The organism is Streptomyces sp. NPDC051738 (genome assembly GCF_044453205.1).
Classification (GTDB): domain Bacteria; phylum Actinomycetota; class Actinomycetes; order Streptomycetales; family Streptomycetaceae; genus Streptomyces.
Window position 1 is genome coordinate 69222 of sequence record NZ_JBITCM010000019.1, and the last position, 17811, is coordinate 87032.

A 17811-nucleotide genomic window follows, 5' to 3' on the forward strand; every position below is an offset into this window, starting at 1 on the left:
CCGGCGTCAGCCCTCGAGTTCCCGATCGATGATCGCGAACATCGAGTCCAGCGAGGCGGAGTCGATGTCGTCGTCGTCCTGCTCGGTTCCTGCTGTGCTCGGTTCGTCGTCGAGGCGCGCCGTCATGGCCCGCAGTCGGTCCCGCAGTTCCCTGCGCACGGCCGCGTCCTGACCGGCCATCGCCAGGACGGCCGCCTCCCATCGGTCCAGGTCGGAGAGGCTCTGCTCGGCGCCGCCTTCGGCGCGGTCGAACTCGGTGCGCAGATGGGCGGCGAGGTCGGCCACGGTCGGGTGGTCGAAAATGAGGGTGGCCGGCAGCTGCAACCCGGTCACGGTCTTCAGGCGGTTCCGCAGATCCACCGCCGTCAACGAGTCGAAGCCCAGCTCCTTGAACGCCCGGGACGCGTCCACCGACCCGGCCGAGGCATGCCCCAGCACGCCGGCCACCTCGGCCAGCACCACGTCCAGCACCACACGGTCCCGCTCCACCGACCCCAGCCCGCGCAGCCGCTCGCCCAGGCCACCGCCACCGGCGGTGCCACCCGAGGCGGCGACTGCCCAGCGCCGACCCGCCCTCGGCACCAGGTCCCGCAGCACGAACGGCACCTGATCGCCCGCCAGCGCCGAGGTGCGCAGGGATACGGGCACGGCGTTCGGCTCGTTGACGACCAGCGCGGCATCGAGCAGGGCCAGTCCCTCGTCCGTCTCCAGTGTCGGGAAGCCCTGCCGCGCGAGCCGCTCCAAGTCGGCTTTGCCCAGCGTTCCGCCCATGCCGTCGGCGTTCGCCCACATGCCCCACGCCAGCGACACGGCCGGGAGGCCCTGAGCACGACGGGCCACCGCCAAGGCGTCCAGAACGTTGTTCGCGGCCGAGTACGCCGCCTGACCGGCGTTACCCACCACACCCGCGAACGACGAGAACAACACAAAGGCGGACAGCTCGCGGTCGGCCGTCAACTCATGCAAGTGCAGGGCCGATTCGGCCTTGGCCGCCAGCACGCCGGCCAACCGCTCCGGCGTCAGTTCGGCGACCAGGCCGTCGTCGAGTACGCCCGCCGCATGCACCACGGCCGACAGGTCGACCCCGTCGAGTACGGCGGCCAGCGCCTCCCGGTCGGTCACGTCGCATGCCCGCACATCGACATCCGCGCCCAACTTCTGAAGCTCCGCCTGGAGTTCGGCGGCAGCGGGAGCCTCGGGCCCGCGCCGGGAGAGCAGGAGCAGGTCCCGTACTCCATGAGCGGTGATCAGATGCCGGGCGACTTGCGCGCCCAGGCCGCCGGTCCCGCCCGTGATCAGCACCGTGCCCTCGCCACTCCACGGCGACGGCACGCGCAGCACCACCTTCCCGACGTGCTTGGCCCGGCCCAGCAGGCGCAGTGCGTCCGCGGCCCTGGCCAGGTCGAAGGACGTCACGTTCACCGGCCGCAACGCGCCCTGCTCGAACAGCTCCAGCAGCGCCGTCCACATCCCCGCGATCCGGTCCGGACCCGCGTCGATCAGGTCGAAGGAGGTGTAGTCGATGCCGTGCTCGGCCCGCACCTGGGCGGCGTCGCGGACATCGGTCTTGCCCATCTCCACAAACCGGCCACCCGGACGCACCAACCGCAACGACGCGTCCACGAACTCACCCGCGAGCGAGTCCAGCACCACATCCACACCCGGCCCGAACCGCTCCTCGAACTCCGTCGTCCGCGACGACGCGATCCGCTCGGCAGGGACCCCCAGCTCACGCACCACCGGCCACTTCGGCTCACTCGCCGTCGCATACACCTCGGCCCCCAACTGCCGCGCGAGTTGCACGGCCGCCATGCCGACGCCACCGGCCGCCGCATGGATCAGCACGGACTCGCCCGCCTTGAGCCCGGCCAGATTCACCAGCGCGTAATAGGCCGTCAGGAACACCACCGGCACGCTCGCCGCCTGCTCGAACGACCAGCCCTGCGGCACCCTGGCCAGCATCCGCGTATCCGCGACCGCTGTTGGTGCGAACGACCCGTCCAGCAGCCCCATCACCCGCTCACCGACAGCGAAGTCCGTTACATCCGGGGCGACTTCGACGATCACGCCCGCGCCTTCCAGGCCCATACGGCCCGCGTCGCCCGGGTAGGCTCCCAGCACATTGAGCACGTCGCGGAAGTTGACGCCGGCGGCGTGCACGGCCACCCGTACCTCACCGGCCCGCAGCGCGCGCGGCTCCTCGGGAATCAGCGCCGCGCCGTCCAGGCGGCCCCGCCGCCCGACGTCCATGCGCCACGACATCCCCTCTGCCATGACCGGCGGCACCAGCAGTCCGTCGGACGCCATCGTCGTCAGGGTGGGGAGCCAGACACGGCCCTCGCGGACGGCTAGTTGAGGTTCCTCGCCGCGAGAGAGGTGATGGGCCAGAGTCCGGTGGGAGGCGGGGTCGCCGTCCAGGTCGGCGAGGAGGAGACGGCCGGGGTGCTCGCTCTGCGCCGACCGGACCAGGCCCCGGACTCCGGCGCCGTTCAGGTCGTTCCCGCCGGAGTGCGGCGCAGGCCCGGCCGGGACCGCGTCGCGGGTCGTGACGACCAGACGCGTTCCGGTCAGGCGCTCGTCCGCGAGGCAGGTCCGCATGGCCCCCAGGAAATCAGTGATCGGCCTCAGGACTTCACCAGAGTTGGCGGGGACACCCCAGGAGGGCCTGGTGCCGTCTGGATCGCCGCCCGGTACCGCCAGAATCACGGCGTCGGGCACTTCGGTGCCCACGTCCAGGGCGGTGAGCAGGGCGTCGACGTCACGGTAACGGGTGACCGGGACACCTGCCGCGGCCCATGACTGCTCGGCGCGTGCGTCGGACGAGACCAGCGCCCGGCGTTGGCCGTGGTCGAGTTCGTCGATGTCCGGCGCTTGGGCGGCGGGAGTCCAGGCCAGGCGGTACAGGTGGTCGATTCCGGCCGCCGGAGTCCGCAGCTCGGCGGCGGACACCGGGCGCAGTACCAGGGAGTACACGACGGCCACGGGCGCGCCGACGGCGTCGGCCACACGCAGGGCGACCTCGCCGTCACCGGCCGGGAGGAGGTGCGCGCGCACGGTCGTGGCGCCGGCCGCCGTGACGGACACACCCGACCAGAGGAACGGCAGCATGGCCTCGCCGTCGTCCTGGCCGCGCAGGGCGAGCGCGTGCAGGACGGTGTCCAGCAGCGCGGGGTGCACCGCGTAGCCGGTGGCCTCGGCGGCGGCGGGTTCGGGCAGCGCGGCCTCGACGTAGAGGTCGTCGCCGTGGCGCCAGGCGCGGGTCAGCCCGCGGAAGGTGGGGCCGTAGTCGAGACCGGCTGCGGCCAGCCGCTCGTACAGGCCGTCCAGTGTCAAAGGTTCGGCGCCGGCCGGCGGCCACGCGCGCAGATCCCAGTCGGGCTCGGATTGCCGTGGGGCGAGGGTGGCGGTGGCGTGCAGGGTCCAGGGGGTGTCGGCGGAGGCGCTCTCGGGGCGGGCGTGAACGCGCAGGGCGCGGGTCTCGGCCTCCTGCGGTTCGACGGAGATCTGCAGGTGTGCGGCGCCGTCCTCGGGGAGGACGAGTGGCGCGTGCAGGGTGAGGTCGGCGACGTGGTCACGGCCCACCCGGACACCTGCCTGGACCGCCAGTTCGAGCAGCGCCGTGCCGGGGACGACGACGCGTCCGGCAACCATGTGCTCGGCCAGCCAGGGGTGGCTGTCGGCGGAGAGTCGCGAGGTGAGCAGCAGGGTGTCCGAACCGGCGACGGGCAGCGCCGCGCCGAGCAGCGGATGCCCGGGGTTCCCGAGACCGAGGCTGTCCGCGGCGGCACCGGAGCGGCTGGGCCGCAGCCAGTACCGCTGACGTTGGAAGGCGTACGTCGGCAGTGGGATGTTGTGCGCTCCGGTTCCGGCGAGGACGGCGGCCCAGTCGACGTCGGCGCCCCTGACGAAGAGCTCGGCGACGGCGCCGAGGAACGTCTCGGACTCGGGCCAGCCCTTGCGCAGGACGGACACCGCCGTACGCTCGGCGGCGGCTTCGACGAGACCGCTCAGCACCGGGTCGGGGCCGATCTCCAGCAGCCGGACGGCACCTTCCCGGGTGACCGCCTCGGTGGCGGCTTCATGGAACCGCACCGGCCGGCGGATTTGCCGCACCCAGTAGTCGGCGCTCGTCCAGTCGCCGTCGCCGACCCGAGCGCCGCTGACGGTGCTGAGTGCTGTGCACCGCGGGGTGCCGTAGTCGATCTGCTCGGCGATCGCGGCGAACTCGTCGAGCATGGGTTCCATCAGCGGGGAGTGGAAGGCGTGGGAGACGCGCAGGCGGGTGACCCGGCGACCGCGCTCGCGCACGGCGGCCATGACCCGCTCGACACCCTCCTCGGTGCCGGAGACAACGACGGCGGCCGGTCCGTTGACCGCGGCGATCGACACGTCGTCGGAGGTCAGCAGCTCGGCGATCTCCTCCTTGGCCGCCTCCACGGCGGCCATCGCACCACCCTCCGGCAGCGCCTGCATCAGGCGGGCCCGAGCAGCCACCAGCCGTACGACGTCCGGCAGTTGGAAAACTCCGGCCGTGTACGCGGCAGCGTACTCACCGATCGAATGGCCCAGCACCACATCCGGAGCCGCACCCCACACTCGCAGCAGCTCCACCGACGCGACCTGCACCGCGAACAGGGCTGCCTGTGCATAGCCCGTGCGGTCGAGGAGAGCGGCCGCCTCGGAGCCGTCCTCCGCGAACAGCACGTCCCGCAGCGGGAGCGGGAACCCGTCCGCGCCGGACAGCTCGGCCTCCAGCAGCGCGACCGTCTCATCGAAGACGCCCGCGAACCGCGGATACTGCGCGTGCAGTTCACGCCCCATCCCGAGCCGCTGGCTGCCCTGACCCGTGAACATCCACGCCGTACGACCCTCGCAGACGACCCCCCTCACGACAGGCTCCGCGAGCCCCGACCGCAGGGCGTCTCCGTCCCGCCCGAGAACCACCGCCCGGTGCTCCAGGGCCGCACGGGTCGTGGCCAGCGACAACCCGACGTCCGTCGGGTCGGGCTCGCGCGCGTCGAGGTCCTGCGAGAGTCGCGCGAGCTGGGCCCGCAGAGCTTCGGCGCTGCGGCCGGACACCGGCCACGGGACGACCGGTGGAGCCGTCAGCGTGCGCTGCTCCGGAGCATGGACGGGCGGGGCCTCTTCGAGGATGACGTGGACGTTGGTGCCACTGATCCCGAACGACGACACACCCGCCCGACGCGGCCGCTCACCACGCGGCCACGCCCGCTCCCGTGTCAGCAGCCGCACGGCACCGGAGTCCCAGTCGACGTGCGGGGAGGGTTCCTCGGCGTGCAGGGTGCGCGGCAGGGTCTCCTCCCGGAGCGCCATCACCGTCTTGACCACGCTCGCCACGCCGGCCGCGGCCTGCGGGTGGCCGAGGTTCGACTTGATCGAGCCGAGCCAGAGCGGATCCTCGTCGGACCTGGCCTGTCCGTACGTCGCGAGCAGGGCCTGCGCCTCGATCGGGTCGCCCAGACGCGTGCCGGTGCCGTGCGCCTCGACCGCGTCGACCTCGGAGGCGTCAAGGCCCGCGGCGGCCAACGCCTGCCGGATCACCCGCTGCTGCGACGGCCCGTTCGGCGCGGTCAGCCCATTGGACGCGCCGTCCTGATTGACCGCGCTGCCCCGCACCACCGCCAGGACGGCGTGGCCGTTTCGCACCGCGTCGGAGAGGCGTTCCACGACGATGATGCCCGCGCCCTCGGACCAGCCCGTGCCGTCGGCGCCGTCGGCGAACGACTTGCAGCGCCCGTCACCGGCGAGGCCGCCCTGCCGCGCGAACTCCAGGAACATCCCCGGATTGGCCATGACGGTCGCGCCGCCCGCGAGGGCCATGTCGCACTCGCCGGAGCGCAGCGCCTGGCACGCCAGATGCAGGGCGACCAGGGCGGAGGAGCAGGCGGTGTCGACGGAGACGGCCGGCCCCTCCAGGCCCAGCAGGTACGACAGTCGGCCGGAGGCGACGCTGGGAGTGCTGCCGGTGAGCAGATAGCCCTCGGTCTCGGCGGTCGTCTCGTGGAGGTGGCCGCCGTAGCCGTTGGCGGAGACGCCGGCGTAGACGCCGGTCGCGGTGCCGCGCAGGGAGGTCGGGTCGACGCCCGCCCGTTCAAGGGCCTCCCACGCCGTCTCCAGCAGCAGCCGCTGCTGCGGGTCCATGGCGAGAGCCTCGCGCGGGGAGATGCCGAACAGTTCGGCGTCGAAGTCCCCGGCCTCCGGCACGAATCCGCCGACGGCGGCGATGCCGTCCAGGGCACGGGTGTCCCAGCCGCGGTCGGTCGGGAACGGCGTGACCGCGTCCTTGCCGGTGACGACCAGGTCCCACAGCGCTTCGGGCGAGTCCGCGCCGCCCGGGAACCGGCAGCCCAGGCCCACGATCGCGATGGGGTCGTCGGTGTCGGAGAGCGCGCGGGCGCGGGTCATGCCGGGCGCGTCGGCCGTGTCGTCGTCGCCCAGCAGGTGGGCGCGGAGGTGGGCGGCGAGGGCGGTGGGCGTGGGGTGGTCGAAGACGAGGGTGGCGGGCAGCGCGATGCCGGTGGCGGTGCCAAGCCTGTTGCGCAGGTCGACGGCGGTAAGCGAGTCGAAGCCGAGGTCCTTGAAGGCGCGGTCCGGGTCGATCCGGCCGGGCGAGGCGTGTCCGAGGACCGCCGCGACCTGGGCGCGCACCGTGTCGAGCAGCAACCGTTCCCGCTCGTCGGGCCGCAACCCGCGCAGCCGGTCGGCGAGTTGGCCGCCCCCGGTGCCGAGCTGCCGGCGGGCGCCGCGCCGGCGTCGGGCGGCGGGGACCAGGTCGTGCAGCACGGCGGGCAGGGTGTCGTGACCGGCCTCGGCGAGCGCCGGGAGACGCAGGGCGACGGGGACGGCGGTCGGCTCGTCGAGCAGCAGCGCGGCGTCGAGCAGGGCGAGGCCCTGGCCGGTCTCCAGTGCGGGGTAGCCCTGCCGGGCCATGCGCTCCAGCTCGGCCTCGTCCAGCGTTCCGCCCATGCCGTCGGCGGTGGCCCACATGCCCCAGGCCAGCGACACGGCGGGCAGTCCCTGGGCTCGGCGGGTGGCCGCGAGGGCGTCCAGGGCGTTGTTCGCGGCCGCGTAGGCCGCCTGGCCCGGGTTGCCGACCACGCCCGCGAACGACGAGAACAGTACGAACGCGGAGAGGGGCCGACGACAGGTCAGTTCGTGGAGATGCCGGGCGGAGTCCGCCTTGGCGGCCAGGACGCGGGCCAGCCGTTCCGGAGTGAGGGCGGTGACGAGAGCGTCGTCGAGCACACCGGCCGCGTGCACCACGCCGTTCAGTTCGACACCGTCGAGCACGCCGGTAAGCGCCTCCCGGTCGGACACGTCACACGCCCGCACGCTGACGCGCGCACCCAACTCGCCGAGTTCCACCTGGAGTTCGGCGGCGCCCGGAGTGTCGGGTCCACGCCGGGAGACCAGCAGCAGGTCCCGCACTCCGTGCGCGGTGACCAGATGCCGGGCGACCTCCGCGCCCAGCCCACCGGTACCACCCGTGATCAGCACCGTGCCCTCACCACTCCAAGGCGACGGCACCGTAAGGACGACCTTCCCGACATGCCTGGCCTGACCCAGCAGCCGCAACGCCTCCGGCGCACGCGCGATCCCATACGCGCTGACCGGAGCGGGCCGCAGGGCACCCCGCTCGAACAGCTCCAGCAACGCCGCGAACATCTCCGCGATCCGCTCCGGGCCCGCGTCCATGAGGTCGAAGGAGGTGTAGTCGATGCCGTGCTCGGCCCGCACCCGCTCGGCGTCGCGGACGTCGGTCTTGCCCATCTCCACGAACCGACCACCCGGACGCACCAACCGCAGCGAGGCATCCACGAACTCACCCGCGAGCGAGTCCAGCACCACATCCACACCCGGCCCGAACCGCTCCTCGAACTCCGTCGTCCGCGACGACGCAATCCGCTCCTCCGGGACCCCCAGCTCACGCACCACCGGCCACTTCGGCTCACTCGCCGTCGCATACACCTCAGCCCCCAGATGCCGAGCCAGCTGCACCGCAGCCATCCCCACACCACCAGCAGCGGCATGGATCAGCACCGACTCCCCCGCCTCCAGACCGGCCAACTCCACCAGGCCGTAGTAGGCCGTCAAGAACACGATCGGCACCGACGCCGCCTGCTCGAACGACCACCCCTCCGGCACCCGCGCCAACAACCGCGCATCAGTGACGGCCGACGGAGCGAACGCCCCGTCCAACAGCCCCATCACCCGATCACCGACAACAAGCCCGGTCATCCCCGGACCGACCTCCACGACCACACCGGAACCCTCATGCCCCAGCCGCCCCGCATCCCCCGGATACATGCCCAGCACATTCAGCACATCCCGGAAGTTCACCCCCGCCGCCCGCACCGCGACCCGCACCTCACCGGATTCCAGGGGCCGTCGTGCCTCCGGAACGAGCGCGACACCGTTGAGGCGTCCTTGGGCGACGACGTCCATGCGCCATCCGTCGCTCGACCCGGCGGGCGGCAGCAGCACGTCGTCGGTGACCGCGCGGACGAGGCGCGGGACCCGCGCATCGCCGTGGCGGACGAGCAGTTCGCCCTGATCCGGGCGGCCGGCCAGGGCCCGGTAGGACTCGGCGGAGCCGTCGAGGTCCGCGAGCCGGAAACGTCCCGGGTTCTCACCGGCCGCGGAGCGCACCAGCCCCCAGACCGTCGCGCCGGCGATGTCCGCGACGTCGTCGCCGACGGCTCGGGAGGTGAGGAACATCAGGTGCGAGCCGGCGAGCCGCGGGTCGGCGAGCCAGCCCTGGACCAGCGCCAGGGTGGCGGCGGCCACGTCGGTGACGGAACGGCCGGTCGTGGCGACGAGTGCGAACACCGTCTCCGGCACCTCGTCCCCGGCGTCGAGTGCCGCGCTGAGAGCGTCGAGGTCGGCGTAAGCGCGGGCGGGTGCGTCGGGCAGGGTGGCGGAGTCGCCGAGCACCGTCCAGGTACCGGTCGACGCGGGAGCTGTGTCGGGCAGGCGCTGCCAGTCGAGGCGGAACAGGCTGTCGCGGAACGCGCCGTCGGATGCGGTGAGGGCTCCGGCGGACAGGGGGCGCAGTGTCAGGGCGTCGGCTCGGGCGACCGGCTCGCCGGTCGGGTCGGCCAAGTGGAGCGTGACGGTGCCGTCGCCGCGGCGCGAGATCCGGACGCGGAGCGCGGAGGCGCCGACGGCCGACACTTCGACGCCGGACCACAGGAACGGCAGCATCGCGCCCTCTTCGTCGCGCTTCCACAGCCCCAGCGCGTGCAGGACGGCGTCGAACAGGGCGGGGTGGACCCCGAACCCCTCGGCGCCTCCCGCCACGGACTCCGGCAGCGCGGCCTGCACGAACCAGTCGTCGCCGGAGCGCCAGACGCGTTCGAGTCCGCGGAACGCTGGGCCGTACGACAGTCCGGCCGAGCCCAACCGCTCGTACAGGCCGTCCAGTTCCACCGGTTCGGCGCCCTGTGGCGGCCAGGTACGCAGGTCCCAGCCCTCGTTCGAGGGCTCGCCCGCCGCCAGGATGCCGGAGGCGTGCAGCGTCCAGGGGTCGTCGGTGGTGGTCTCGGGGCGGCCGTAGACGTACAGCTGCCGTCGGCCGTCGGTGCCGGGGGCCTCGACGTTGAGCTGGAGGTGTACCGCGCTCGTGTCGGGCAGCACGAGCGGGACGTGGAGGGTGAGTTCCTCGACGCGGTCGAGGCCGACGCGTTCCCCGGCGGCCAGCGCCAGTTCCAGGACGGCCGTGCCCGGCAGGATCACCGAGCCGCCCACGGTGTGGTCCGCGAGCCAGGGCTGGTCGGCGGTGGACAGCCGTGCCGTCAGCAGCACGGCGTCCGATCCGGCGACGGGCACGGCGGCGCCGAGCAGCGGGTGTCCGGTGCTGCCGAGGCCGAGGTCACCGGCGGCCACGGTGGCGCGCGGGGCGTCGAGCCAGTAGCGGCGGCGCTGGAACGCGTACGTCGGCAGGGGCACCTCACGTGCTCGGGTGCCCGTGAAGACGGCCGCCCAGTCGACCGGCGTGCCGCGCACGAAGAGTTCGGCGACGGCCCGCAGCAGGGTCTCCGATTCCGGTCGGTCCTTGCGCAGCGTCGCGGCGGCGTGTGAGTCATCGGCCAGCGCGGTCAGGACGGGGTCGGGCCCGATCTCCAGGAAGCGGCCTGCGCCTTGGGCGCGGGCCGCGGTGAACGCGTCGTGGAAGCGGACGGGGCGGACGATCTGATCGGCCCAGTAGGCGGGCGTCGTCCAGTCGTCCTCGGCGAGCGGGGCGCCAGTCACGCTGCTCACGGCGGCGACCTGCGGGGTGCGGTAGGTGATCGAGGCGGCGACCTCGGTGAACTCGGCGAGGACGGGCTCCATCAGCGGCGAGTGGAAGGCGTGCGACACGCGCAGGCGCGTGGCCCGTCGGCCTTCCGCACGGGTCTGCTCGACCACCGCGGCCACGGCGGCCTCCGTGCCCGAAACGACCACCGAGGCGGGCCCGTTGACCGCCGCGAGCACCGCGCCGTCCGGCAGCAGACCGGACAGCTCCGCCTCGGCCGACTCGATCGCCGCCATCGCGCCGCCCTCGGGCAACGCCTGCATCAGGCGGGCGCGCGCCGCCACCAGCCGTACCGCGTCCGGCAGTTCGAAGACCCCGGCGGCGTAAGCGGCGGCGTACTCGCCCACCGAGTGGCCGAGTACGGCCTCCGGGGCCATCCCCCACGACCGCAGCAGCGCGACCAGCGCCACCTGCACCGCGAACAGCGCCGACTGCGCGTATCCGGTGGCGTCCAGCGGACCGGCGCCGTCCGCGAGCAGCGCGTCCTTCAGGGTCCGGTCGAAGCCCAGCTGTGCGTCCAGCAGGCCGCACACCTCGTCCAGTGCGGTGGCGAACACGGGGTGGGTGTCGTACAACTCCCTTCCCATACCTTGCCGTTGACTGCCCTGGCCGGTGAACATCCAAGCCGTACGGCCCTCGGTGACGGCGCCGGTGATCGCGGGCTCGGCGAGCTGCGCGCGCAGGGCGTCCAGGTCGGGGCCCAGCAGGACGGCGCGGTGTTCCAGTACCGCTCGCGTCGCCGCCAGCGACAGGCCGGTGTCCAGCGGGTCCGCGTCCACGGAGGCCAGTCGGGAGAGTTGGGCGCGCAGTGCGTCGGCCGAGCGTGCCGAGACCACCCACGGCACCGTGGGCAGCCCATGGTCCGGTCGCGGCGCCGGGGCGGGGTGCTGAGCCGGGGCCTCTTCGATGACGACGTGGGCGTTGGTGCCGCTGATGCCGAAGGACGACACACCCACCCGGCGCGGACGCTTGCCCTGCGGCCAGGCGCGTTCTTCGGTCAGCAGCCGCACCGCACCGGATTCCCAGTCCACGTGGGTGGAGGGCTGGTCGGCGTGCAGGGTGCGCGGCAGGCGCTCAGCGTGCAGCGCCATCACCATCTTGATGACTCCGGCCGCACCCGCTGCCGCCTGCGTGTGCCCGATGTTGGATTTCACGGCGCCCAGCCAGAGCGGCTCGTCGCGGTCCTGGCCGTAGGTGGCCAGCAGCGCCTGCGCCTCGATGGGGTCGCCGAGCCGGGTACCGGTGCCGTGCGCCTCGACCGCGTCCACCTCGGCCGCCGACACACCCGCGTTCGCCAACGCCTGCCGGATCACCCGCTGCTGCGACGGCCCGTTCGGCGCGGTCAGCCCGTTCGACGCACCATCCTGATTGACGGCCGTACCCCGCACCACCGCCAGCACCGGACGACCCCGACGGCGTGCCTCACTCAACCGCATCAACACCAGCACGCCCGCACCCTCGGCCCACCCCGTGCCGTCCGCCGCATCGGCGAACGCCTTGCAACGGCCGTCGACGGCCAGCCCGCCCTGCCGGGAGAACTCCACAAAAGTGGCCGGCGACGCCATAACCGTGACGCCGCCTGCCAACGCCGTATCGCACTCCCCCGACCTCAGCGACTGACACGCCAGATGCAGCGCCACCAAAGACGACGAACACGCCGTGTCCACCGTCACCGCCGGGCCCTCCAAACCGAACACATAGGCCACCCGCCCGGAGAACACACTGCCCGCGTTGCCGTTGGCGAGCAGTCCCTCCACCTCGCTGGGCACGGTGTGTAGACGCGCGTGGTAGTCGTGGTACATCAGCCCCGCGAAGACACCCGTGCGCGAGCCGCGCAGCGACAGCGGATCGACCCCGGCCCGCTCCAGCGCCTCCCACGACGTCTCCAACAGCAACCGCTGCTGCGGATCCATCGCGAGCGCCTCACGCGGCGAGATACCGAACAGCTCCGCGTCGAACTCCGCCGCGTCGTGCAGGAAGCCGCCCTCGCGTGTGGCGGAGCTGCCGGGACCCTGGCCGTGGAGGGCCGTCAGGTCCCAGCCACGGTCCACCGGGAAGCCCGACACACCGTCGCCACCGGACGCCACCAGGTTCCACAGCGCTTCGGGCGAGCCCACTCCGCCCGGGAAACGGCATCCCATCCCGACGATCGCGATGGGCTCGTCCGTGCCGGCCGTCGTGCGGGCGGTCATGGTGGGGAGGTGCGCCGCGCCGAGGAGTTCCGTACGGAGGTGGGCGGTGAGGGCGAGAGGGCTCGGGTGGTCGAAGACGAGGGTGGCGGGGAGTTGGAGGCCGGTGACGGTCTTGAGGCGGTTGCGGAGGTCGACTGCGGTCAGGGAGTCGAAGCCGAGGTCCTTGAAGGCGCGGGCGGGGTCGACGGCCGCGGTGCCGGTATGGCCGAGGACTCCGGCGACCGCTGTCTGCACGAGGTCGAGCAGGAGCCGGTGCTGTTCCTCGCCGGGCAGGGCGAGCAGGCGGCGGGCCAGGGCGCTGCCGGTGTCGGTTGCGGTGCCGACGGCGGCTTGGCGGCGGGCCATCGGCAGCAGGCCGTGCAGGACGGCGGGGGCGGTGTCGCGGTACGCGGCGAGGGCCGTCGTGTCGAGCGCGAAGGGCAGGGCGACGGGGTGCTCGGAGCGCAGCGCGGCGTCGAAGAGGGCGAGGGCCTCGTCGGTGGGCAGGGGCGGGAAGCCGTGGCGGCGCAGGCGTGCAACGTCGGCCTCGGCCGTGCGGCCGCCCATGCCGTCGGCCGTCTCCCACATGCCCCACGCGAGGGACAGCGCGGGCATGCCCTGGGCGTGGCGGGCGGTGGCGAGGGTGTCCAGCACCGTGTTGGCGGCGGCGTAGGCGGCCTGGCCCGGGTTGCCGAAGACGCCTGCGACGGAGGAGAACAGCACGAAGGCGTGCAGGTCCTGATCGGCCGTCAGCTCGTGCAGGTGCAGGGCGGCGGTGGCCTTGCTGTCGAGCACACGGGCCAGCCGGTCGGGGGTGAGGTCGGTGAGGAGCCCGTCGTCGAGCGCGCCGGCCGCGTGGATCACGCCGCTGAGCCGTACGCCGTCCAGGGCTGCGGCCAGAGCGGTCCGGTCGGCGGCGTCGCACGCGACGACGCGGGCGAGGGCCCCGGCGGAGGTGAGGTCGGCGACGAGGGCGTCGGCGCCCGGGGCTTCGAGGCCGCGACGGGACATGAGCAGCAGGTCGCGCACGCCGTGCGTGGTGACGAGGTGCCGGGCGATGAGCGCACCGAGGCCGCCGGTGCCACCTGTGATGAGGACGGTCCCGGTCTCGGGCCAGGGGGTGGCTTCGGTGGCCGCCGGTTCGGCGGTGCGGGTGACGCGCGGTACGCGGACCTGTTCGCCGCGCACGACGAGTTGGTCGGTGTCGAGGGATTGGTCGGTGTCGAGGGAGGCGAGAGCGGCGACGAGGGTGCGCCGGGCCTCCGGGGTGTCGTCGGTGTCGGCGACGGCGAAGTGCCCGGGGTGTTCGTTGGCGGCCGTGCGCAGCAGACCCCATACGGCCGCGCCCGCGGGGTCGGTGGCGTCGGCACCGGCCGCTCTCGTGGTGACCGGCACCAGGCGGGCGTGCGCGAAGCGCTCGTCGGCGAGCCATGCGTGCACGGCGGCCAGGACGTCGGCGGCCGTGTCGGAGCCGACCGGGAGGAGAACCGTCGCCGGGTTCGTCGCAGCGAGGGAGTCGAGGGTGACGCCGTGGACGATCGCCGGGTCGGCGGCGGTCCACGGTGACGGGTCGTCGGTCAGTACGGCCAGGGCGGGTTCGGTCTTCTCCCCGCCGCCGGACGTCGTGGGGGTGAGCGGGGTCCACTCCAGCCGGAAGAGGCTGCCCGCGCGTGGGGTGTCGTCGCTCAGGGACGACAGGGGGCGCAGGACGAGGCCCTCGACGTCGGCGACGGGTGCGCCGGTCTCGTCCGCCGCGTACAGGGCGACGGTGTCGTCGGTGTGCCGGGTGAGCCGTACGCGGAGGCTTGCGGCACCGACGGCGTGCAGGCGTACTCCGCTCCACAGGAACGGCAGCCGTGCCCTGTCGGCCGTGTCCTGCGGCAGGGCGAGGGCGTGCAGGGCGGTGTCGAGGAGGGCGGGGTGCAGGCCGAAGGCGGTGGCGTCGCCGGTGGCGTCCGGCAGGGCGGCCTCGACGAGGAGGTCGTCGCCGTCCCGCCATGCGGCGGTAAGGCCTCGGAACGCGGGGCCGTACTCGAGACCGGCCGCTGCCAGCCGGTCGTACAGGCCGTCCAGCGTGAGGGGTTCGGCGTCGGCGGGGGGCCAGGCCCGCAGGTCCCAGGAAGGGGAGGGACCTGCGGGAGCGAGGATGCCGGCGGCGCGCAGCGTCCACGGCACGTCGGCGGGTGCGCCGCTGCGGCGGGCGTGGACGCGGACGGCGCGGGTGCCGTCGGCCGCGGCGGGTTCGACGGCGATCTGGAGGTGTGCGGTGCCGTGTTCGGGCAGCACAAGCGGGGTGTGCAGGGCGAGTTCGGTGAGCGTGCCGCAGCCGGCCTGGTCGCCGGCCTGCACGGCGAGTTCGACGAGCGCGGTGCCGGGCACGACGACGCGTCCGGCGACGGTGTGGTCGGCGAGCCACGGCTGGGTGTCGGCCGACAGGGCGGCGGTGAGCAGGACGGTGTCGGTTCCGGCGGGGCGCAGGGTGGCGCCCAGCAGAGGGTGGCCGACGCTGCCGAGGCCGCCGACGTCGGTGACGGTGCGGGTGGGTCGTAGCCAGAACCGCCGGTGGTGGAAGGCGTAGGTGGGCAGGTCGACGCGGCGTGCGCCGGTGCCCTCGAAGAGGGCGGCCCAGCCGACGGCCGCCCCGTGCACGTACATCTCGGCCAGCGCGGTGAGCAGCGACTCGGGTTCGGGGGTGCCCTTGCGCAGGACGGAAGCGGCGGGGGTGTCGCCTGCCGTGCGGGCGAGGCCGGTGAGGACGGGGTCCGGACCGACCTCCAGCAGGCGGCTCGCGGACTGGCGGCCGATGGCGGTGGTGAGGGCGTCGTGGAAGCGGACGGGGCGGACGATCTGGTCGGCCCAGTAGGCGGGCGTCGCCCACTCGGAGGCGGTGACCGGGGCCCCGGTGACGGTGCTGACGGCGGCGAGCGTCGGCGGGCGGAAGGTGACGCCCTCGGCGACGCGGGTGAACTCGGCGACGGCCGGGGCCATGTGGGGCGAGTGGAAGGCGTGCGAGACACGCAGCCGGGTGACGCGCCGGCCCTGGTCGCGGGCGGCGGCCATGACCCGCTCCACGGCGTCCTCGGTCCCCGAGACGACGACCGCCCGGGGCCCGTTGACGGCGGCGACCGTGACATCGGCGGTGTCGCGCGGGGCCCCCGCGGCGGTGTCGAGCAGTTCCCCGTCGGCGGTGGCGAGCAGCTCCACGACCTCGGTCTCGTCGGCCTCCACCGCGGCCATGGCGCCGCCTTCGGGCAGCGCCTGCATGACGCGGGCGCGGGCGGCGACCAGGCGCGCCGCGTCGGCGAGGTCGAACACCCCGGCCACGTAGGCGGCGGCGTACTCGCCGATGGAGTGGCCGAGGACGACGTCGGGCCGGGTGTCCCAGGAGCGGAGCAGCTCGGCGGTGGCGGCCTGCAGGGCGAACAGGGCGGTCTGGGCGTAGCCGGTGCGGTCGAGGAGGGCGGCCTCGGGGGTGCCCTCGGCGGCGAACATGACGTCGCGCACGGGCAGTTCGAATCCGGGGGCGCCGGCGAGGGCGGCGTCGAGGGTTTCGCAGACGACGTCCAGGACGGCCGCGAACATCGGGTGCGCCTCGTACAACTCCCTTCCCGTGCCGGGGCGTTGGCTGCCCTGCCCGGTGAACATCCACGCCGTACGGCCGTCGAGGACCGTACCTGTGAAGATGCCGGGGTCCGGGGTGCCGTCGGCAAGGGCGGCGGTGCGGGCGCGCAGGACGCCGGGGTCGGTGCCGAGGACGACGGCGCGGTGGTCGAGGCGGGCGCGGCCGGTGACGAGGGACAGGCCCGTGTCGGTGGGGTCGGCGTCGTCCGGGTGACCGGCGAGGCGGGCGGCCTGGGCGGTCAGGGCGTCGTGGCCGCGGGCCGACAGCACCCAGGGTATGACCGGTGGCGCGGTCAGGGTGCGCGGTTCGGGTTCGACGGGGGCCGGGGCCTCCTCGACGATCACGTGGGCGTTGGTGCCGCTGATGCCGAAGGCGGAGACACCGGCCCGGCGGGGGCGTTCGCCGCGCGGCCAGGGGCGGGCCTCGGTGAGCAGGCGGACGTCGCCCTCGGTCCAGTCGACCCGGGTGGAGCGGGCCTCGGAGTGCAGGGAGCGGGGCAGTAGTTCGGCGTGCAGCGACAGGATGGTCTTGATGAGGCCGGCGACTCCGGCGGCGGACTGGGTGTGGCCGATGTTGGACTTCACGGAGCCGAGCCACAGGGGCTCGGCGCGGTCCTGCCCGTAGGTGGCCATGAGGGCCTGGGCCTCGATGGGGTCACCGAGCCGGGTGCCGGTGCCGTGCGCCTCGACGGCGTCGACGTCGGCGGGGGTGAGGGCGGCGGCGTCGAGGGCGGCGCGGATGACGCGCTGCTGGGAGGGGCCGTTGGGCGCGGTGAGGCCGTTGGAGGCGCCGTCCTGGTTGACGGCGCTGCCGCGGATGACGGCGAGGATCGGGTGGCCGAGTCGCTGGGCGTCCGAGAGGCGTTCGAGGACGAGGACGCCGGCTCCCTCGGACCATCCGGTGCCGTCGGCGTCGTCGGCGAACGACTTGCAGCGCCCGTCGCCGGCGAGGCCACCCTGCCGTGCGAACTCCAGGAACATCCCCGGATTGGCCATGACGGTCGCGCCGCCCGCGAGGGCCTTGTCGCACTCGCCGGAGCGCAGCGCCTGGCAGGCCAGGTGCAGGGCGACGAGGGCTGAGGAGCAGGCGGTGTCGACGGTGACGGCGGGGCCTTCGAGGCCGAGGGTGTAGGCGACGCGGCCTGAGGCGACGCTGGGGATGCTGCCGGTGAGCAGATAGCCCTCGGTCTGCGGGGTGGCCTCGTGGAGGTGGCCGCCGTAGCCGTTGCCGGAGACGCCGGTGAACACGCCGGTGCGGGAGCCGCGCAGCGAGGTGGGGTCCATGCCCGCCCGCTCCAGAGCCTCCCAGGACGTCTCCAGCAGCAGGCGCTGCTGCGGGTCCATGGCGAGGGCCTCGCGGGGGCTGATGCCGAACAGGTCCGGGTCGAACTGGGACGCGTCGTGGAGGAATCCGCCGGCCGCGGTCGTGTCGCCGAGGGCGCTCAGGTCCCAGCCGCGGTCCTCGGGCACGGGCGTGATGCCGTCCCGTTCGCCGACGACGAGCTTCCACAGCGCCTCGGGCGTGGTGGCGTCGCCGGGAAAGCGGCAGCCCATGCCGACGACGGCGACGGGTTCCCGGGACGCCGTGACGAGGTCCTGGTAGCGCTGCCAGAGCCGGTCGTTCTCCTTGAGGGACTCCCGCAGGGCTTCGACGAGCTCTTCGGAGGATGCAGTCATGTCCTTCTCCACGGTCGCGATGAGCAA

1 protein-coding gene is annotated in these 17811 nt (G+C 73.8%); it reads right to left on the reverse strand.

The features are described from left to right. Positions 1 to 6 precede the first annotated feature (6 nt). Positions 7 to 17784 carry an SDR family NAD(P)-dependent oxidoreductase gene (locus ACIA8X_RS35635; protein ID WP_399460029.1) on the reverse strand — a complete coding sequence of 5926 codons (17778 nt, stop codon included), beginning with the start codon at positions 17782 to 17784 and terminating at the stop codon, positions 7 to 9. Between the last annotated feature and the right edge of the window lie 27 nt (positions 17785 to 17811).